Origin of the sequence: Pseudonocardia xishanensis (assembly GCF_039541715.1) — a bacterium.
Classification (GTDB): Bacteria; Actinomycetota; Actinomycetes; order Mycobacteriales; family Pseudonocardiaceae; genus Pseudonocardia; species Pseudonocardia xishanensis.
In genome coordinates this window covers 143295-162261 of record NZ_BAABGT010000069.1, presented here as the reverse complement: position 1 = coordinate 162261, position 18967 = coordinate 143295, and the positions used below count along the sequence as shown (strand labels likewise).

At 73.4% G+C, this 18967-nt stretch carries 15 protein-coding genes; 6 read left to right on the top strand and 9 right to left on the bottom strand.

Going from position 1 to position 18967, the window contains the following annotated elements; all coding sequences use genetic code 11:
• Window positions 1-239 precede the first annotated feature (239 nt).
• From ABD993_RS22660 to ABD993_RS22650, 3 genes are all read left to right on the top strand, one after another.
• Window positions 240-764 (top strand): single-stranded DNA-binding protein, encoded by a 525-nt coding sequence (locus ABD993_RS22660; protein ID WP_345421922.1) that lies wholly within the window; start codon window positions 240-242, stop codon window positions 762-764.
• A 25-nt stretch (window positions 765-789) separates the two neighbouring features.
• On the top strand, window positions 790-2466 hold the full coding sequence (gene ettA, locus ABD993_RS22655; RefSeq protein WP_345421919.1) for an energy-dependent translational throttle protein EttA: 1677 nt from the start codon (window positions 790-792) through the stop codon (window positions 2464-2466).
• Between the two features lie 85 nt (window positions 2467-2551).
• A complete protein-coding gene (locus ABD993_RS22650; RefSeq protein WP_345421916.1) occupies window positions 2552-5743 on the top strand; it encodes a hypothetical protein in 3192 nt (1063 codons plus the stop codon).
• A gap of 108 nt (window positions 5744-5851) precedes the next feature.
• On the opposite strand, the gene ABD993_RS22645 is transcribed toward ABD993_RS22650, so the two are convergent.
• The 6 genes from ABD993_RS22645 to ABD993_RS22620 form a co-directional block, all read right to left on the bottom strand.
• Complete coding sequence (locus ABD993_RS22645) at window positions 5852-6553, bottom strand: YoaK family protein (RefSeq protein ID WP_345421913.1); 702 nt, start codon at window positions 6551-6553, stop codon at window positions 5852-5854.
• A 68-nt stretch (window positions 6554-6621) separates the two neighbouring features.
• On the bottom strand, window positions 6622-7614 hold the full coding sequence (locus ABD993_RS22640; RefSeq protein ID WP_345421912.1) for a HEAT repeat domain-containing protein: 993 nt from the start codon (window positions 7612-7614) through the stop codon (window positions 6622-6624).
• 22 nt (window positions 7615-7636) lie between these two features.
• Entirely contained in the window at window positions 7637-8284 is a 648-nt protein-coding gene (locus ABD993_RS22635; protein ID WP_345421910.1) for a HEAT repeat domain-containing protein, read from the bottom strand.
• 33 nt (window positions 8285-8317) lie between these two features.
• Window positions 8318-9358 carry a winged helix DNA-binding domain-containing protein gene (locus ABD993_RS22630; protein ID WP_345421907.1) on the bottom strand — a complete coding sequence of 347 codons (1041 nt, stop codon included), beginning with the start codon at window positions 9356-9358 and terminating at the stop codon, window positions 8318-8320.
• 127 nt (window positions 9359-9485) lie between these two features.
• Window positions 9486-10850 (bottom strand): MFS transporter, encoded by a 1365-nt coding sequence (locus tag ABD993_RS22625; protein ID WP_345421958.1) that lies wholly within the window; start codon window positions 10848-10850, stop codon window positions 9486-9488.
• A gap of 28 nt (window positions 10851-10878) precedes the next feature.
• Window positions 10879-11262, bottom strand: a complete 384-nt coding sequence (locus ABD993_RS22620) for an ATP-binding protein (protein ID WP_345421904.1) — start codon at window positions 11260-11262, stop codon at window positions 10879-10881.
• Between the two features lie 129 nt (window positions 11263-11391).
• Here ABD993_RS22620 and ABD993_RS22615 point away from each other — a divergent pair, with 129 nt between their 5' ends.
• On the top strand, window positions 11392-12561 hold the full coding sequence (locus tag ABD993_RS22615) for a TerC family protein (protein WP_345421901.1): 1170 nt from the start codon (window positions 11392-11394) through the stop codon (window positions 12559-12561).
• 79 nt (window positions 12562-12640) lie between these two features.
• Here ABD993_RS22615 and ABD993_RS22610 read toward each other — a convergent pair whose 3' ends face one another.
• Window positions 12641-14584 carry an ABC transporter ATP-binding protein gene (locus tag ABD993_RS22610; RefSeq protein ID WP_345421898.1) on the bottom strand — a complete coding sequence of 648 codons (1944 nt, stop codon included), beginning with the start codon at window positions 14582-14584 and terminating at the stop codon, window positions 12641-12643.
• Window positions 14585-14706: 122 nt separating this feature from the next.
• Complete coding sequence (locus ABD993_RS22605; protein ID WP_345421895.1) at window positions 14707-14865, bottom strand: hypothetical protein; 159 nt, start codon at window positions 14863-14865, stop codon at window positions 14707-14709.
• A gap of 345 nt (window positions 14866-15210) precedes the next feature.
• On the opposite strand from ABD993_RS22605, the gene ABD993_RS22600 reads away from it, so the two are divergent.
• The gene (locus ABD993_RS22600; protein WP_345421892.1) at window positions 15211-17616 is read left to right on the top strand and encodes a SpoIIE family protein phosphatase; all 2406 of its coding nucleotides are present in this window, start codon (window positions 15211-15213) and stop codon (window positions 17614-17616) included.
• Window positions 17613-18608, top strand: a complete 996-nt coding sequence (locus ABD993_RS22595) for an arsenic resistance protein (RefSeq protein ID WP_345421956.1) — start codon at window positions 17613-17615, stop codon at window positions 18606-18608. The genes ABD993_RS22600 and ABD993_RS22595 overlap by 4 nt, the downstream gene beginning before the upstream one ends.
• On the opposite strand, the gene ABD993_RS22590 is transcribed toward ABD993_RS22595, so the two are convergent.
• On the bottom strand, window positions 18547-18870 hold the full coding sequence (locus ABD993_RS22590) for a putative quinol monooxygenase (protein ID WP_345421889.1): 324 nt from the start codon (window positions 18868-18870) through the stop codon (window positions 18547-18549). The genes ABD993_RS22595 and ABD993_RS22590 overlap by 62 nt on opposite strands.
• Window positions 18871-18967 lie beyond the last annotated feature (97 nt).

The following is an 18967-nucleotide window of genomic DNA, read 5'->3' as shown; positions in this document are numbered from 1 at the left end:
CGCCGACATCAAACATCGGAAAAGCCCCGGAGCCTCGTGCTCCGGGGCTTTTCTGCGTTCCCGATGGCTTCGCCCCTAGCAGAGGGCACCGACAGAACCGCGCTGCCGCGCAGGGCAGGACAACGGTTCTCCACACCTTTCCGCACCTGTCCACAGATTCTCGCCGACGCCGCGACGGCCTCGGTTCGCACTCGATGCTGGTCCTACCGACGAGCACCGCAGCGAACCGAGGAGAGACCATGACCGACATCCTGACCACCGTTCTCGGCAGGCTCACGAACGCGCCGACGACCCGCATCCTGGAGAGCGGCCGCGAGGTCACCTCGTTCCGTATCGCCTGCAACCACGGTTACTTCGACCGTGAGGCGGGCGCCTGGCGGGAGTCCTCGACGTCGTACGTGGCGGTGGACGTGTGGCGGCGCAACCTCGGGCGGAACGTGGTCGCCTCCTTCGCGAAGGGCGACCCCGTGATCGTGCACGGCCGGTTGTACGTGCGCGAGTACGAGCAGGAGGGGCGACCGCGCACCGCGGTGGCGCTCGTCGCCGAGTCGGTCGGGCCGGACCTGAACACGGCGACCGTGGCTGTGACCAGGGTTCGGCGAGATGCGGAGGGGACGATTATCGGCGACGGGTCGCCTGTGTCGGAGGGACCGCGGGGCCCGGGATCGGCGTCCGTGCTCGGGGAGGAACAGCACGACGCCGCGCTCGACAAGGTGCCGCCGGTCGTGGAGGTGGGGGTCGGTGTACCTGTCGGTGGGGCGTGAAGTGACCGGAACTACCATCGTGGGCGTGCCGGAGTTCATCTACACCATGAAGAGCGTGCGCAAGGCGCACGGCGACAAGGTCATCCTCGACAACGCGTCCATCAGCTTCTACCCCGGAGCGAAGATCGGCGTCGTGGGTCCCAACGGCGCCGGCAAGTCGAGCGTGCTGCGGATCATGGCCGGGCTCGATCACCCCAACAACGGTGAGGCCTTCCTGGCTCCCGGGGCGACGGTCGGGATCCTCGAGCAGGAACCCGAGCTGAACGAGGCGAAGACCGTCCTGGGCAACGTCGAGGAGGGCGTCGGCGAGATCAAGCAGAAGCTCGACCGGTACAACCAGATCGCCGAGCAGATGGCGACGGACTACTCGGACGAGCTGATGGAGGAGATGGGCACCCTCCAGGAGGAGCTGGACCACGCGGACGCCTGGGAGCTGGACTCCCAGCTGGAGCAGGCGATGGATGCCCTGCGCTGCCCGCCTCCGGACTCGGAGGTGACCACCCTCTCCGGTGGGGAGCGGCGCCGGGTGGCGCTGTGCAAGCTCCTGTTGTCCAAGCCCGACCTGCTGCTGCTGGACGAGCCCACGAACCACCTGGACGCCGAGAGCGTGCTCTGGCTCGAGCAGTTCCTGAGCTCCTACCCCGGCGCCGTCCTGGCGGTCACCCACGACCGGTACTTCCTGGACAACGTCGCGCAGTGGATCCTCGAGCTGGACCGTGGGCGGACCTTCCCCTACGAGGGCAACTACTCCACCTACCTGGAGAAGAAGGCCGAGCGTCTGGCGGTCTCGGGCAAGAAGGACCAGAAGCTGCAGAAGCGCCTCAAGGAGGAGCTGGCCTGGGTCCGGTCGAACCCCAAGGCCCGGCAGGCGAAGAGCCGGTCGCGGCTGGACCGCTACGAGGAGATGGCGGCCGAGGCGGAGCGCACCCGGAAGCTGGACTTCGAGGAGATCCAGATCCCGCCGGGTCCCCGACTGGGCAACACCGTCGTCGAGGTCTCGCACCTGGACAAGGGGTTCGACGGGCGCCAGCTCATCAAGGACCTGTCGTTCTCGCTGCCACGCAACGGCATCGTCGGTGTCATCGGGCCGAACGGCGTCGGCAAGACCACGCTGTTCAAGACGATCGTCGGGCTGGAGAAGCCGGACTCCGGTGAGGTCAAGGTCGGCGAGACCGTCCTGCTGTCGTACGTCGACCAGAACCGCGCGGGCATCGACCCCAAGAAGAACGTGTGGGAGGTCGTGTCGGACGGGCTGGACTACATCCACGTCGGGCAGACCGAGATGCCGTCCCGCGCCTACGTCGCAGCCTTCGGGTTCAAGGGGCCGGACCAGCAGAAGCCCGCGGGCGTGCTCTCCGGTGGGGAGCGCAACCGGCTCAACCTGGCGCTCACCCTGAAGCTGGGCGGCAACCTGATCCTGCTGGACGAGCCGACGAACGACCTGGACGTCGAGACGCTGGGATCGCTGGAGAACGCCCTCGAGCAGTTCCCCGGCTGTGCCGTGGTCATCTCCCACGACCGGTGGTTCCTCGACCGCGTGGTCACCCACATCCTCGCGTGGGAGGGCACGGACGAGAACCCGGCGGCCTGGTTCTGGTTCGAGGGCAACTTCGAGGCATACGAGAAGAACAAGGTCGAGCGGCTCGGAGCGGATGCCGCGCGACCGCACCGGGTCACACACCGTAAGCTCACCCGTGACTGAGAGCAATCGGTTCTCGCGGCGGCTGTTCGTCGCGCAGTAGACGGCGGGATCGAACCCGGATGGTCGGGTTTGCACGGGAGGGTGCATGACCGAGGCGGTCCGGCGCGGCGGGGACGAGTCGTCCGGGGCGGGGATGACGGCGGTTGCGGCGTCTTTACGGTGGAGCAGGCCCGATCTCACCGCGGGGCTCGCCGGGCACGCCGCCGAGGTCACACCCGGCGGCGACCCCGGCTGGCTGCTCGCCTCGGGGTGGAGGGTGCACGGTGTCGCGGCGACCGGGGACGGCCGCAGTGTGCTCGGCGAGGTGCTCGGCGAGATCGTGCGCGCCGGCGTCGACCCCGGTGGCGCGGGCGGACTACGGCTGGTCGTCGAGGCCGCGGCGGTGTGTCTGGACAACGGAGACACCGGGGTGGCCCGTCGGCTGGCCGAGCGGGTGCTGGCCGCGGCGCCTGATTCCACGGAGCTGCGGCTGGACGCTCGGCTGGTCCTCGTCCGGATCGCCGTGGCGGCTCCCGGTCCGGGGCTGGACGTCGAGCGGCTGCTCGCGGAGGCCCGCGCGGACGCCGGGGCCCTGCCCGGTGTCGGGCCGGCGGCAGCCGTGTCGCTCGCCGCCGCCGCGGTGGCGCGCGCAGCGGGGCGACCGGCCGAGGCGGTGGAGGCCGCGGAGGCGGGTCTGCGGGTCTGCGGCGACGCGGCCCCACGATCGGCACCCGCCCTGGTGGACGCGCTGGCCGCCCACCGCATCGGGGGGTTGATCGCACTCGCGCGCATGCCGCAGGCCCGGGAGGCCGCGCGGGAAGCGCTGGCGGCGGGCGGGCGCGCCGGATCGAGCAGGCAGGCGGCCCAGCTGCGGCTCGTCGTCGCCCAGACGACGGCGGACGATCCCGACGCAGCGGGGCGTGTGCTCGCCGAGGCCGCAGACCATGCATCCGCCGTGGACGCGCCGGGGCTCGAGGCGGCGTGCAGGACGGCCTCGGCCGAGCTGGCCGAGCGGAGCGGGGCCCTGGACGTCGCGCTGCGCGAGATGCGGGCCGGGATGGCTGCCGAACAGCGGGACAAGGAGCGGGGGCGTCGCCTCCGCGAGCTCGTGACGGAGTACGAGCGTGCGCTGGGCGAGGCGCGCACCGCCGCGCAGGCGGCGGTGTCCTCCGCTCCCGTGGCCGAGGCGCGTGCGTCGCGGTCCACGTCGCCGTCGTCTTCCCGGGCGAGCACGCTGAGTGCCATCGATGCTCTGCTGGGCAGCTTCGACACCGCCGCCGAGGCACTGGGGGCGGACCCGCTGGCCTCCCCGGTCCCGGCGCGGCGGGCCGACGCGGCCGTCGGGCGGGGAAGGCGGGCCGCCACCGCGCCTGCGACCAGCGCCGACGGTCACCCGTCGGACCGGGACGATCCCGCTCAGGCGGAGCCGGCCGACGGGCGTGTCGGAGCGGGTCGGCCCGCGCCGGTCGGGACATCGGCCGGGTGGGACGACTCGCTGCAGGTCGATACCGGGCAAGCCGGTGCGCGGTGGAGCGCGTCCGTCGAGACCGCATCAGCCGCGGGGGAGGACTCGGCGCAGGCGCCGCGGGTCGGCGCGGGACCGGCCGGGAGGCGGCGTGCCGCGCCGGTCGAGTCGGGACCGGCTGGAGGAGATGACTCGGCGCGGGAGATCCCGGTCGGCGGCGAACCGTCCGGCGCCGAACAGTCCGGTGCCGAGCGGTCCGGCGCGCGGCAGCCGGGCGCGGAGCAGGCGGGGTCGGGCGGGGTGGGGCCCTCGGTCCAGGTCGACGCGCTGTCGCAGGACACCGGGCGGCCGGCGCGGGCGCGGCGTCGGGCGCGGGCGACCGCGGTGGAGATCGAGGAGGGCGCCGAGTCGGCCCCGCTCTCGTACGGTGCGTTGCTCGGCGACGCGTTGATCTGCGAGCTGCGCGCGTCCGGTCGGTGGAGCGACGACGGCGCGGGCGCGTGGCCGCGCCTTGCGCGTGACCGGGACCGGGATGCGGTGAGTGAGGCCGCGCCGGTGTCGGGTGCAGGCGGATCCGGGCGGTCGGTGCTGGACGATCCCGTGCCCGATCATGCACGCCGGCAGGAGCAGGGATCGCGACGGGAGGGTCGTGCGGCTCGCAGGCGGGCCGCGGAGGCGGCGGCTCACCCGTCGCGTTCGGTGCCGCGTGATCCGGCTGCCACCCGGGGCGACGAACCGGCACCGGATCAGCAGGGAGCGCCGCTGTCCGATGGGCGGGGAGGGGACGTCGGACGGGCCGGGTCCACGACGGAGAGCACCCTGGGCAGGGTCGCCGAGCCGGTCGCCGAGACCGCCGCGGACGACTGGCTGCGGTCCACGCTCGCCGAGCTGGACCGGATGTGGGGGCGCGCCGGTGGAGGCGAGCCGTCGGACCCGGGTGCCGGCGAGGACCGCCGGGCCGTGGGAGCGGAGGACCGGCCCCCGGTAGTGCGGCACGGCGAGCGCGGAGCGGCGGACGGGTCGGACGACCCGTCCGCGGTCGGGGTGTCGGTGGTGATCGACCTCGTCGAGGGCCTCGACCGGCTCCGGACCAGGCAGGCGGAGCGGGTGATGCGGGACCTCGCCGACCGCATGCGGGTGCACCTGCCCAGCCGCGGCCGCATCCGGGACGAGGACCCGGCCACGCTGCAGGTGGACCTGCCCGGCAGGGACAAGGCCGAGTGCGCCGCCTGGCTGCACCCGGTGATCCGGGATCTCGCCACTGCCGTCGCGGGTGCGATGTCCCTGGACCCGATCGGGATGGGCGGGATGACCGCCTTCCGGCTGAGGGGCACGGTCTACGGCACGGACGGGCAGCCCGGCGTCCAACTGGTCCAGGAGCTCCCGGAACCCGGGGCCGACTCGGGCCGAGGCGGTACAGCGCACCCGGACGACCTCGCGGGCAGGCGGGCCGGTGGACGTCGGCGGCACCGTCGCGCGGCCGAACCGGCCGACGAGGAGGACGACTCCGAACCCGCCGCCGACCCCACCCCGTCCGGCGCCGCGGCGACTGCCCGGGCCGGCGCGCACTCCGCCCCCGTCCGCTCGGCGAACGCATCGGCAGCAGCCGCATCGTCAGTGACTGCTCCGTCAGTGACTGCTCCGTCGGCGACTGCTCCGTCGCGAACCGCACCGTCGGCGGGTGCCGCTGCGGGCGACGGGCCGTCGAGGAACGCGGTATCGAGTTCGGGCGGGTCCCCCGGGGCGGAACCCGGTGCGGCCGCCGTCCCTGAGGAGAAGCTCGGCCTGGGCGACCTCCTCGCCGGCGCGATGGCCGCGTACCGCGGGATGTGAGCACCGCGGCGCGGCGGTCGCGCGGCGTCGGCGGAGACCGTCGGTCCGCCGACACGCCCATCTCAGGAACCACCGGCCGCGACTCCGGCGGTCACCCGAAGCGCGGGCTCACTCCTCCCAGTCCGGACCGCGGCGCAGCAGGAGGTGCGCACCGAGGCCCACGGCGGCGAGCAGCGCGAGGATGAGGCCCAGGGCGGCGGCGGGGCCCGCGGTCCGCACGATCACCGCGCCCACCGTCGCACCGAGCAGCAGGGTGGTCACCGCGCACAGCCGGCGGACGGCCGCCACGCGGGTGGAGTGCCGGTGGTCGGCGGCGAGGCCCGTCATGCTCATCGAGATCACGCTGGTGTTGAGGTCCGGGACGGCGATGCGGCGCGCGACGGCGTTCTGCACACCCATCGCGAGGGCGGCCAGGGCCACGGCCGCGACGGTGGGGCCCGAGTCGGTCGTCGGGGGAGAGAGCACCACGAGGGTGAGACAGCAGGCCAGGAGGACCCACTCGACCCCGACCGCGGCGCGCAACAGGGGACCGCGGGTGGTGAGGCGGTCGACCAGGAACCCGCCGGCGGCGGCCCCGACGAGGAACCCCCCGAGCGCCACGAACGACGTGAGCAGCGAGAACTCGGGCACCCCTGCGAGCGCGAACCCGGTCACGACGACGTTCCCCGTCATGTTGGCGACGAAGATCCGGCCCAGCGCGAGCAGGCTGACCGCGTCGATCACGCCCGTCACGAAGGTGAGCAGCAACAACAGCAGGGGCAGCGACCCGTGTCGCGGTTCCGCGAGGTGCCACCACCGTCGGTCCGGCATGAGGCCGTAGTCAACCGGAACCGGACGGGCATGGACAGATCCGACCGACGGATGCTGCCCGGGCGAGCTCAGTCCACGGTGCGGATGCCGAGGATGTAGGTCGCGGTGAGCGCGACGGCCCGGTCCGCGTCCCGGGCGAGGTCGGCCAGCGCCTGCGCCGCCCGCGGCCCCGGGATGTCGGTGAGCGCCTGGGTCAGCCTGCGCCGGGCGGACGGGTCCGCAGCGGTCAGGCGCTCGACGAGCAGGCCCGCGATGCGGTCCGCGGACTCGGGGTCGCCTGCCAGCACGCTCAGCGCATCCGCCGCGTCCACGTCGTTGGCCTCGTCGACGATCATGCCGACGAGTGTCGGCTCCGCGCCTGCGATCCCTCGGACACCGAGGGCGAGGGCGGCGTGCCTGCGCACGACGACGTCCGGGTCCGTGAGGGCGCGCCGCAGCAGCGCGGTGGTCTCCTCACCGGGCAGCTCGACGAGCGCGCGGACCGCTCGCCTGCGCACCCCGACCCGCGGCGAGTCCAGGCCCTCGGCCAGCAGGTGTGCGACGCCCCCACCGGCACCCGCCAACGCCCAGCTCAGCGCGCCGGCGACGTTCGGGTCCGCCTCGGCGAGCACCGCCTCGACCAGTGCCTCCACCGGGACGGTGTCCGTCGACGACAGTGCCGCCCGCTGCCGCCGTCCCGCGCTCTCCGAGCCCAGCGCCTGGACCAGCCCGACGATCCCCAGCACCTCCTCCCAGTCCGCGGGATCGGCGGCACCGATCCGCCGCAGCCGGGTGAGCAGCTCCGTCTCGGCGGCGAGCCGCTCCTCGGTGTGCCGGACGAGGTCGGCGACCAGGTCCGCGGGCCGGAAGTCGGGATCGTCCAGCGCCCGGCCCACCTCCTTCAGCGACAGGCCCAGCGACCGCAGGCTCTCCACGTGGAAGATCCGCCGAATGTCCTCGCCGGAGTACTCCCGGTAGCCGGACCCGGACCGCCCCGTGGGACGGACCAGACCCAGCGACTCGTAGTGGCGGAGCATGCGGGCACTGACCCCCGACCGCCGCGCGACCTCACCGATCAACACGAGCCGATCCTCTCCCGCCTCCTCACGAAGGGCCCAACGCCACGACGCGCTTCGCCTCCTCGACCGCGAGGTCGAACCCTGCCTCCGGGTCCGCCCGCAGCCGCTCGGTGGCGCCGAGGTGGGCGCGCACCTCGGGGTCGGAGTGCCGACGGGCGGCGTCCAGGACCGGCACGACCGCCTCGCCCAGCGCGATCATGGCGCGGCTCAGGCTCAGCCGCACTTCGCGCCCGCCGCGCCCGAGCTGGGTCGCGAGGACGGCGGCCAGCGCGGGCTCCGCACCCTCGGGCGCCAACGCGACCGCGGCCCGCCAGGCGGTGCGGGCCACCTCGTCGTCCGAGTCGGTGAGCAGCTCCCGGGTGATCGCGGGCCAGGCGGACCGGTCCCCGATCTTGGACAGGGTGTGCAACGCCTGGCTGCGGGCCCGGGCGATCGGCGACCGGAGCTCGGCCACCAGCAACGGGACCGTGAGCGTCGGCGACTGGCGCAGCAGGGCCCAGGTGAGCATCTCGCGCACAGGGAAGTCCGGCTCGACCGCGCAGCGCGCCACCAGCGTCTCGACGAACCCGGGGTCCGGGGACGTGCCCATCGCGAGCGCGGCGCGCAGTCGCACCGACGCGTCGTCGCTCACCAGCCCCCGCAGCGCCTGCTGGATGTTCTCCGTCGTGGTCATGTGCTCAGCGAAGACCTTGACACCGTGTCAGGGTCAAGAGTGGAAGTCGGTGAGCCGGGCGGCCTCGGCGGCCACGGCCTCGGGATCGGCGAGCGGGGCGAACGGCACGGGCCGGACCTCGCCGTCGACGAACCGCCAGGTGCCCGCCACGCGGCCGTCGACCAGGAAGGTCGGCGTGGACTGGGGCATCCGGACGTGGAAGACCTTGTCGCGGTGCTCGGCGGGCAGGATCCCGGTGCGGCTCGCGTGGCCGAGGAGCAGCACGGCGTCCCACGCACCGAGGAACCGGACGGGGACGGGTGCGTCGGCAGGCGGCAGCGGCGCACGGGGCAGGTCGACCAGGCGCTCGCCCTCCTCGCCGCGGAACTCCCGCAGGGTGATCCCGGCGAGGGCCTCCTTCGTCTCGGTGATCGTCCAGCCCGCGTAGCGGGCGACGTCCGCGGGCGTGGCCGGGCCGAAGCCGCGCAGGTAGCGTCGCACCAGCAGCTCCCGACCGGCCACCGGGGCCGCGCGGCGGCCCAGCCACCGCTCGGCGAGCTCGTAGACGTGGGCGCGCGGGCTGCCCCAGGTCCCCGCGGGCGGCACCCGGACCAGGTCGAGCCACAGCTGCACGCCCGTCCAGGCCGCCTTGGGCAGGCCGTCGGCAGCGAGCCGGGCGACGATCTCGGCCTGCTTGAGCGGGCCGTCGGCCAGGTAGCCGCGCACCCGGTCGGCGACGGCGGGCATGTCGAGCGAGCGCGCCTCGGGCACCGTCCGCAGGAACCACGTCCGCCGCGGCTCGCGGACGGCCTCGGTCAGCGGCGCCCAGTCCGCCGCGGAGACCATGTGGATCGTGCAGCGCATCATCCAGCCCTGGACGACGCGCCGCGAGGTCAGCGCGTCGGTCAGGTCCGTGCGGCGCAGACCCGCCGTCCGCGACCACAGACCGACGTAGCCCGACGGCGAGTACTGCGTCTGCAGCCCACCCACCCGTTCGACGGCGCGGACCGGGTCCAGGTCGGCCCGCTCCAGCAACAGCTGCCGGGCGAGCAGCGCGCGTAGCTGCTGGTCGCGGGACAGGACTCGCTCGGCCACGGTGCCCAGTCTGGACCAGACCTCGAGGCGGCGTGACGGAACGCGGCCCGCAGCGGCCACTGGACGGAGTCCGTCTCGGGCGTCGGGAAGTGGGGGACTCGCGGATCGGGGATGTCCGGCTCGCGGGTCAGGGGTGGTGGCCGGTGACCTCTGCCGCCGCGTTCCGCGGCAGTCGGACGGCGACGAGCACCGCCGGTGTCAGGAGGGCGGCGAGGGCGAGGAAGGCGAGGCGGAAGGGTGCGGCGGGGGTGATCGTGTCGCCGAGTCGCACGAGCAGCGCCCCGACCGCCACCCCGAGCCCCGCGCTGATCTCCTGCAGGGTGGAGACCAGGGTGTTCGCGGGCGTCATCCGGGCGGGCTCGACGTCGGCGAAGGCGATGCTGTTGTAGGTGGTGAAGCCGACCGAGCGGCCGATCCCGCTGGCCACGAGCACGGCCAGGACCAGCCACAGCGGGGTGTCCGCGCGCAGGAACGCGATCGCGGCGAGCATCGCGATCGAGGCCGCGAGCGCGGCGAGCATCACCGTGCGCGCCCCGAAACGGCGCATCAGGGGCGTCGTCGCGGGCTTGATCCCCACGTTGCCCACGAACAGCGCGATCACGACCAGCCCGGCCTGCGCGGCGGACCACCCGAAGCCGAGCTGGAACAGCAGCGGCAGCAGGAACGGGACGGCGCTGATCACGGCGCGGAACAGCGACCCGGCGCTCGCCGTGACCCGCAGGGTGTGGACGGTGAGCACCCGCAGGTCGACCAGCGGCCGCCGGGTGCGCAGCAGGTGTCGGACCGCCGTGCCGAGCAGCACCACCGCCGCCACCAGGAGCACTGCCACGACGCTCCACCGGGGCGCCTGCGCACCGAGTAGCTCCAGCCCGCCGACCAGGGCGGCGATCCCCGAGGCGCCGAGCAGGAACCCCCAGCGGTCCAGTGGCCCGGGGTCGTGCGCGGGCAGCCGGGGGACCAGCACCCGCGCGGCCGCCAGCGCCGCTGCGCCGAGCGGCACGTTGACCAGGAAGATCCACCGCCAGGACGCGTACTGGGCCAGCAGCCCGCCGATCGCGGGCGCGAGCACCGGGGCCAGCAGGGCGGGCCAGGTCAGATAGGCGATCGCCCGGACCAGATCGGCACGGTCCGTCGTCCGCAGCACAACCAGCCGTCCGACGGGGACCATCATCGCGCCGCCCACACCCTGCAGCACCCTGGTGCCCACCAGGACGGGCAGGGTCGGCGCGAGCGCACAGCCGACCGAGGCCAGCGTGAACACCACCAGGGCCGCCGCGAACACCCGCCGCGGCCCGGCCCGGTCCGCGAGCCACCCGCTGACCGGCACGAGCACCGCGACCGTGAGCACGTACGCGGTGACCGCCACGTTCACGTCGACGGGGGAGACGCCCAGGTCGGCGGCGATGTGCGGCGCCGCGGGAGCGATCACGGTCCCGTCGAGGATCTCCATGAAGAAGGCGCCCGCGACGAGCAACGCCAGCCGCCGGTCCATCACCCGGCGAGCTTATGTCCTCACAAAGTCACGCGGGAAGCAGGGCCGTCACGGTCTTCCGTCGCCCCACTCGGCGGACCTCCCACCGGCTCAGCGCCGCGACCAGGGTGAGCCCGCGCCCGCGCATCTCGCCGCCGAACCGGGAGCGGCCGGGCACCGGTGCGGTCGTGGGGCTGCCGTCGGTGACCTCGATCCGCGCGCCGCCGGGCTGCACGACGACCACCACCGACCGGGGACCACGGGCGTGTTCGACCGCGTTGGTGACGAGCTCGGTGCAGACGAGCTCGACGTCGCCGCGCAGTTCGTCACCCGTCACGTGCTCACGGATCCAGGCGCGCAGGCCGGGGAGGCAGCCCGCATCCCGGAACGAGGTCGTGAGCACGGCCGGTGCGGCGCGCAGCGTGGTGGGCACAGCGGACGGTTACCCCCACGTCACTCGGTTCATGTGTGCGTCGGTGACATTCCGGTGTGACCCGGCGCCGATGCCCGGTTCGTCCCTATGCTGCGGGGGACAGCCGCACCGGACCCCGGGAGATCGCGCGTGGACGTACCCGCTCTGGCCTGGGGGGCGACCGTCCTCGGGATCATCGCCCTGCTGGTGTTCGACTTCTTCTTCCACGTCCGCAAGGCGCACATCCCCACGCTGCGCGAGGCCGGGATCTGGTCCGCGCTCTACGTCGGCATCGCGCTGCTGTTCGGGGTCGGCGTCTGGTTCCTCGGCGGCGCCACGATGGGCACCGAGTACTTCGCGGGCTACATCACCGAGAAGGCGCTCTCGGTGGACAACCTGTTCGTCTTCCTGATCATCATGGGCAGCTTCTCGGTGCCGCGCGCCGACCAGCAGAAGGTGCTGCTGTTCGGGATCGTCTTCTCGCTGATCGCCCGGACGGCGTTCATCTTCGTGGGCGCCGCGCTGATCAACTCGTTCGCCTGGGTGTTCTACCTCTTCGGGCTGATCCTGCTGATCACGGCCGGGAACCTGCTCAAGGGCGAGAACGACGAGGAGGCGGACAACTTCGTCATCCGGCTCGCGCGGCGGTTCCTGCGCACGTCGGAGCACTACGACGGGGACAAGCTCTTCACGGTCGAGAACGGCAAGCGGGTCATGACCCCGATGCTGCTCGTCATGGTCGCCATCGGCGGCACGGACATCCTCTTCGCACTGGACTCCATCCCGGCGATCTTCGGGCTCACCCAGAACACGTTCGTCGTCTTCACCGCCACGGCGTTCTCGCTGCTCGGCCTGCGCCAGCTCTACTTCCTCATCGACGGCCTGCTGGACCGGCTGGTCTACCTCTCCTACGGGCTCGCGGCGATCCTGGCCTTCATCGGCGTGAAGCTGATCCTGCACGCCCTGCACGAGAACAACGTGCCCTTCATCAACGACGGCGAGCACGTCAACGTCGTCGAGATCAGCACGCCGGTCTCGCTGAGCGTGATCCTCGGCGTCCTGGTGATCACGGTGATCGCGTCCCTGCTGAGCCCGAAGGGCAAGGCGGTCAATGCCTCCGCCACCGTGCGGCGGCGGGCCAAGGAGTACCTGGCCTGCGAGGACCCGACCGAGCAGGCGCGGCTCGCCGACCTGCTGCGGGCCGAGGAGAGCAGGCTGCAGGCCCTGCCCCCGCGGGCCCGCAAGGCGCTGAAGGAGGACGAGCAGCTCGTCGAGCTCGTCAACAAGGTCCGGGCGAAGGCCGAGGCGACCGGGACCTGACCCGCCCCCCTTTTCGCACGAACGGCACTTTTGTGCGGACCTAGCGCACAAGAGTGCCGTTTGTGCGAAGAAGGAGGGGTCAGCGGCCGTTGGCGCGGAAGAGCGGTCCGGCGGGGACGCGGTTGCGGCGGCGGGGGAAGGGCTGCGGGGGCGGGCCCAGCGGGTGGCCGACGGGGTAGCGGGCGCGGGCGCGCTCGCGGTCCAGATCCGCCCACACCGCGCCCCGGACATGGGGCGTCGGGACCGGTCGGCGGGTGCCGTTCGCGGAATGGTGCAGCCGGTAGAGGTGGGCGTAGCCGGGGCAGTCGGTGAGCAGCTCGGTGTGGGTGCCCGCGCCCAGGATCCGGCCCTCCTCGAGGTAGAGGATCCGGTCGGCGTCGGTCACGGTGAGCAGGTTGTGGCTGATCACGATGGTGGTGCGCCCGGACATCAGCCGCCGCATCGGCCCCATGACCTGCTCGGTGGAGTGGGCGTCGAGGCCGGTGGTCGGCTCGTCGAGCAGCAGCACGGGCGCGTCGCGGATCATGGCCCTGGCGATGGCCAGGCGCTGGCGCTGGCCGCCGGAGAGCAGCCTGCCGCGCTGCCCGACGGGGGTGTCGTAGCCCTGGGGGAGCGCGGTCACGAAGTCGTGGGCGTCCGCGGCCCGCGCGGCCGCGATCATCTCGGGCTCGGTCGCGTCGGGGCGGCCCCAGAGGATGTTGTCCCGCACGCTGCCGTCGAAGACGAGCGTCTCCTGCAGCACCGCGGCGATGTTCTCGCGGACCCGGACGAGGTCGAGCTCGCGCAGGTCCACGCCGTCGAGGGCGACCCGGCCCGCCTCCGGGTCGTAGAAGCGCAGCAGCAGCTTGGTCAGCGTGGTCTTGCCCGCCCCACTCGGCCCGACGACGGCGACGGTCCCTCCGGGCGGGGCGTCCAGGCTGATCCCGTCCAGGGCCGGACGCTCGGCGCCGGGGTAGGTGAAGCGCACGTCGTCGAGCCGGATCGCGCCGTGCGCCCGCTCGAGCGGGACCGGGTGCGGGTGTGCGGCGACCGAGGGCTCCTCGCGCAGGATCTCGATGATCCGCTCGGCGCCCGCGCTCGCGGCGAAGACGGTGTTGCTGAGCCCGGCGAGCCCCTTGATCGGCGAGTACATCTGCGAGAGGTAGCCGAGGAACACCAGCAGCCCGCCGAGGGACAGGGCGTCCTGCGACATCTGCCAGACGGCGAACGCGGCCACCACGAGGACGGCGCCGATCTCGAACAGGTCGATCAGCGGGCTGAAGATCGCGCGCAGCCGGGCGGCGGCCATCGACGCCGCGAACGACCCGAGGTTCTCGGTGCGGAAGCGGCGGGTCTCGGCAGGCTGACGGTTGTAGGCGTGCACGAGCGCGGCGTTGCCGAGGCTCTCCTCGGCGACCGCGCCGATCCGTCCGCCGCGCTTGCTGGTCTCGCGGGCGACGGCCTTGAGACGCTTGCCGAAGTACCGGGAGGCGAGCGCGAACAGCGGCACGCTGACCAACGAGACGAGCGCGAGCTGCCAGTTGAGGAAGAACAGCAGACCGCCGTAGACCAGCAGCCGGACCCCGTAGGACACCAGCTGCATCAGGCCGGACACGACGAGTGACTCGATCGCGTTGACGTCACCGGAGAGTCGGGAGAGCAGATCGCCGACCGGACGCCGTTCGAAGAATCCCGGAGACATGCGGTGCATGTGCGCGAAGAGCCGATCACGCAGGTCGAGGACGAATCGTTCGCCCACCCACGTGCACAGATAATCGTCAGCGAACGAGAGTATTCCGCCGAGCACCATGATGCCGACGAACAATGTGACAACAGTGCCGAACGCGCCGAAATCGCGGGGGGTCAGCACGTCGTCGACGAGGACCTTGAACAGACACAGGTTGGCGGCGTCGACCATCGGGCCGACCGCGATGAACGCCAGGCAGACGGCGAGCCGTCCGCGGTACGGCCGGGTGTACGGCCGGAAGTGCGCGAGGACCGTGCGGACCGGCAGTGCGGGGGTCCCGCCGGATGGGGCTGTCACTGCATCGCCTCCGAGACTGCTGTCAGTGCTGGTCATCGCCCTGTGCAGGGCCCGGACGAGCGGCGACCCCGCCCGGCCGGTGGTGCGGGCGGGGCGGGGTCGCCGGAGAAGCTCGGCCTAGCTCAGTGACGGCCGCCGCGACGCTTGCCCTCGAAGGAGCGGTACTCCTCCTCCTTGGACTTCTCGTAGGTCTCGTACTCGAACGCCAGGCGCGAGCCCGACTCCTCGGAGGACTTGCGCTTGAACACGGAGGTGACGCTGTCGAACGCGTTGCGACCCATTGGAGTACTCCACTTCAGGGGATCTTTTCGCCGAGGGCGTGTGCCCATCGCACTCAGATAATCGAATGGGATCCCTCTTCGGTTCGACGCTCGGCCGCTAATCACCCGATGGGGTATTCGGCATTTCGAAACGCTCTGAAGTGGTGAAGATCCGTAACGACGATTCGGTTCACGCGGGCACGGAAGGTGATCATGTCTGGGGTGTCGGACACGAGACGGTCACGGAGGCTCGCCGTTCGGTGACGGCGCGTGATCTCCTCCCGAGAGGCGGTCCGGTGGGCGCCGCCGACCCGGGCCCGCGGGTTCGGCCCGGTGACCGGCGTCCCGCGTCGATACCATCCAGTCGTGCGCGCCGGCCCGGATCCCTCCCCCGAGACCCGCTCGGGCGGCGCGGTGGGGACGGAGCGGTCCGAGCACTACGGCTTCGTCGCCGACCTCGAACGCGCCCTGCAGTCGATCGACGAGCCCGAGGAGATCATGCGGGTCGCCGCCCGCATGCTCGGCGAGCACCTGCGGGTCGACCGGAGCGCCTACGCCGAGGCGGAGGCGGACGAGGACCACTTCACGATGACCGGCAGCTACACCCGGGGGCTGCCGCCGCTGGTCGGCCGGATGGCGATGTCGGACTTCAGCGCCAACACACTGCGCTGCATGCGCGCCGGTGAGCCGTACGTCCTCGACGACGCCGAGACCGACCCGCGAGTTCTCCCCGAGCAGCGCGCGATCTACCACCGCACCGGCATCGCAGCCGTGATCTGCACGCCGCTGCACAAGGAGGGCCGGTTCGTGGCCGCGATGGCCGTGCACCACGCCACCCCGCGGCACTGGACCGCGGACGACGTCGCGATCCTCGACGCCGTCGTCGTGCGGTGCTGGGAGTCGCTGGCGCGGGTGCACGCCCGGGCCTCCGCCCGGGACAGCGAGGCGCGCTACCGCTCGGTGGCCGAGCGGACCACGGACGCGATCTGGATCGCGGACGCCGAGGGCCGCTACGTCGACGCCAACCCGGCGGCCTGCGCCCTGCTCGGCCACACCCTCGCGCAGCACCGCGAGCTGACCCTGCTGGACGTCGCCCGGCCCGAGGACCTGGACCGGCTCGCCGATCTGCAGGCCCGGCTCGCGACGGGCGAGCCGGTCACCGAGGTCTGGCACCTGCGGACCCGCGCGGGCGGCACCGTGCCGGTCGAGCTCAGCATGCGCCAGGAGCCGGACGGGCGGCCGTTCTCCATCGGACGGGACATCACCGAACGGCTCCGCGTGGAGGCCGAACGCGAGCGGCTGCTGGCCGCCGAGCGCGAGATCGCGGAGACCCTGCAACGCAGCCTGCTACCGCGTGCGCTGCCGGAGCTGGAACGCCTCGCCGCGGCCGCGCGCTACATGCCCTCCGCCGAGCACGCGCAGCCCGGCGGGGACTGGTACGACCTGCTGCCGCTGGACGACGGCGCGCGGGTCGCGCTCGTCGTCGGGGACGTGGTGGGGCACGGACCCGCCGCCGCGGCCGTCATGGGCCAGCTGCGCAGCGCCGTCGCGGCCTACCTGCTCGACGGGCACGGCCCGGCGGCGGCGCTCGAGCGCCTGGACCGCTTCGCCGTCCGGGTCGCCGACGCGGGCGGCAGCTCCTGTGCCTGCCTGGTCCTCGACCTGCGGGACGGGGCGCTGACCTGGGCGACCGCCGGGCATCCGCCCGCGGTGCTCGCCGAGCAGGACGGCAGCGCGCGCCTGCTGGCCGGACCCGCGGGTGCGGTGCTCGGGCTGCGCCCCCGCGAGCCGTACCGGGACTCCCACGGCGTGCTCCCCCCGGGAGGGTCGCTGGTCCTCTACACCGACGGGCTCGTCGAGCGGCGCGGCGAGGTCCTCGACGTCGGGCTGAGCAGGCTGGTCCGGCTCGCCGGGGCCGCGGCCGACCTGCCGCCGGAGGAGTTGGCGTCCGCGCTGGTCAGCGGCTCGCTGGGCGAGCAGGGCCCGGCGGACGACGTGGCCCTGGTGGTGGTGCGCGCCGTCCCCGAGCCGCTGGTCGCGCGGCTGCCTGCGGTGCCGCCGAGCCTCGGGGCGATGCGCCGCCGGGTGCGACACTGGGCGGCCGCGGCGGGCCTGGCGGCGGAGACCGTCGACGACCTGCAGCTGGCCCTCGGGGAGGCTGCGGCCAACGCCGTCGAGCACGCGTACCCGCCGGGGCGGGCGGCGGAGTTCGACGTCGCCCTGTCCCGGGACCGGACCGGCGGCGTGCAGGTCACGGTCCGGGACGAGGGGCGGTGGCGGCCCGTCCCAGCGGACCGGGGCTTCCGCGGGCACGGCCTGCGGGTGCTGCGCGAGCTGGGGCGGGACCTGCACATCGACCGCGCGCCGAACGGGACGCGGGTGCGGTTCCGGGTGCCCGCGCCCGCGGCGACCGAGCCGCCTCCGGTGCAGGGCCGTGCGCCGCGCGACGCGCCGGACCCCCGGCCGATCTCCGTGCGTCGCACGGCGCGGACCGGGGGCTGGGAGCTGGCCCTGACCGGGGACCTCGACCTCGCCGCCCGCGCGGAGGTCGCCGCGGCGCTGGCGGAGGTGCGTGGGGCGGCGGTCGTCGTGGACCTCACCGGAGTGGGTTACCTCGCGAGCGCCGGGATCGCGCTGCTCGCCGAGGCCGCGGCGCAGTCCCGGGTGTCGTTGGTGGTGGCGGCGGGTTCGGCGGCCGCGCGGGCCGTCGAGGTCACCGGCCTGACGGCCGCGGTGGCGACCGAGGTCGTCTCGCCCGGGACACCGGCCTGAGCGCGGTCGCCGCGGGCCTGGAACGACACCAGGTCCCGATCTACGTCGCGGCCATCGGGGTCGGGGTGCTGCTCGGGCTGGTCGCGCCCGCGACCGGGAGCGCGGTGGCCCCCGCGGTGAACCCGGTCCTCGGGGCGCTGCTGTACGTGACGTTCCTGCAGGTCCCGGCCCGGGAGCTGGTCGGCGCCGTGCGGTCCGGACGGTTCGTGGCCGCGGTGCTGGTGGTGAACTTCGCCGTGGTGCCGCTCGTGGTGGCGGCGATGACACCCCTGCTGCCCGCCGACGCGGCGGTGCGGCTGGGCGTCCTGCTCGTCCTCCTCGCACCCTGCGTCGACTACGTCGTGGTGTTCACCGGGCTCGCCGGCGGCAGCGCCGGGCGGCTGCTGGCGCTCACCCCGCTCCTGCTGCTCGCGCAGATGGCGCTGCTGCCGGTGTTCCTGCTGGTGCTGGGCGGCGCGTCCGCCGGGATGGATCCCGGGCCGTTCCTCCAGGCCCTGGGGTTGCTGATCGTGCTGCCGTTGGCCGCGGCGTGGCTGACCCAGGCACTGGTCGGGGAGCGGGTCCGCGCGGCGATCGGGACCGCGATGGTGCCGCTGATGGTGGCGACGCTCGTGGTCGTCGTCGCCTCGCAGGTCCCGGCCCTCACGACGACGGTGCTGGGCACGGTCCCGTTCTCCGTGGTCTTCCTGCTGGTCATGATGCCGGCGGGGGCGCTCGTGGCCCGGCTGTTCCGGCTCGGCACCGCGGACGCAAGGGCGGTGGCGTTCACCGGGGCCACCCGCAACTCGCTGGTGGTGCTGCCGATCGCGCTCACGCTGCCGGAGGGGGCCGCGGCGGTGGTCGTGGCGCAGACGCTGGTCGAGGTCGTCGGGATGGTGGTGGCCGTGCGGGCCGTGCCCCGGCTGGTCCCGGAGCACGGCCGCGTGGCCGCTAGCGCGGCTCGACCTCGGCCATCTCGTTCCAGGCGTCCCCGTCCAGGTCCTGGTAGTTGATGGAGGGCCTGCGGCTGACGACGCCACCCATCCACGGGAAGAAGTTCTGCGCGTGCTCGGTCTGCACGTGCGCGCTGCCCGCGTCTCCGTCGGCGAACGTCTCGACGATGACGAACTCGTTCGAGTCCTGCGCGTTCTCGTAGAAGTCGAACGAGACGTTGCCGGGCTCGGACCGCACCGCGGCCGTGTACTCGGTGATGCCCTTGAGCCACTCCTCGCGCTTTTCCGGCTTGATCGACGCCTTGAGGACGATGAGGATCACGACTGCTCCCTGCGCGTGCTCGTACCCCGGCCGGTCCGGGGTCGGTGGGCCGAGCCTCCCATCAACCGGCCCCGCGCGGTGTCTCAATCCCGGACGT

Coding starts and splice junctions, on each gene's coding strand:
- ABD993_RS22660 (WP_345421922.1), top strand. CDS start 240: ATGACCGACATCCTGACCACCGTTCTCGGCAGGCTCACGAACGCGCCG.
- ABD993_RS22650 (WP_345421916.1), top strand. CDS start 2,552: ATGACCGAGGCGGTCCGGCGCGGCGGGGACGAGTCGTCCGGGGCGGGG.
- ABD993_RS22645 (WP_345421913.1), bottom strand. CDS start 6,553: ATGCCGGACCGACGGTGGTGGCACCTCGCGGAACCGCGACACGGGTCG.
- ABD993_RS22635 (WP_345421910.1), bottom strand. CDS start 8,284: ATGACCACGACGGAGAACATCCAGCAGGCGCTGCGGGGGCTGGTGAGC.
- ABD993_RS22625 (WP_345421958.1), bottom strand. CDS start 10,850: ATGGACCGGCGGCTGGCGTTGCTCGTCGCGGGCGCCTTCTTCATGGAG.
- ABD993_RS22605 (WP_345421895.1), bottom strand. CDS start 14,865: ATGGGTCGCAACGCGTTCGACAGCGTCACCTCCGTGTTCAAGCGCAAG.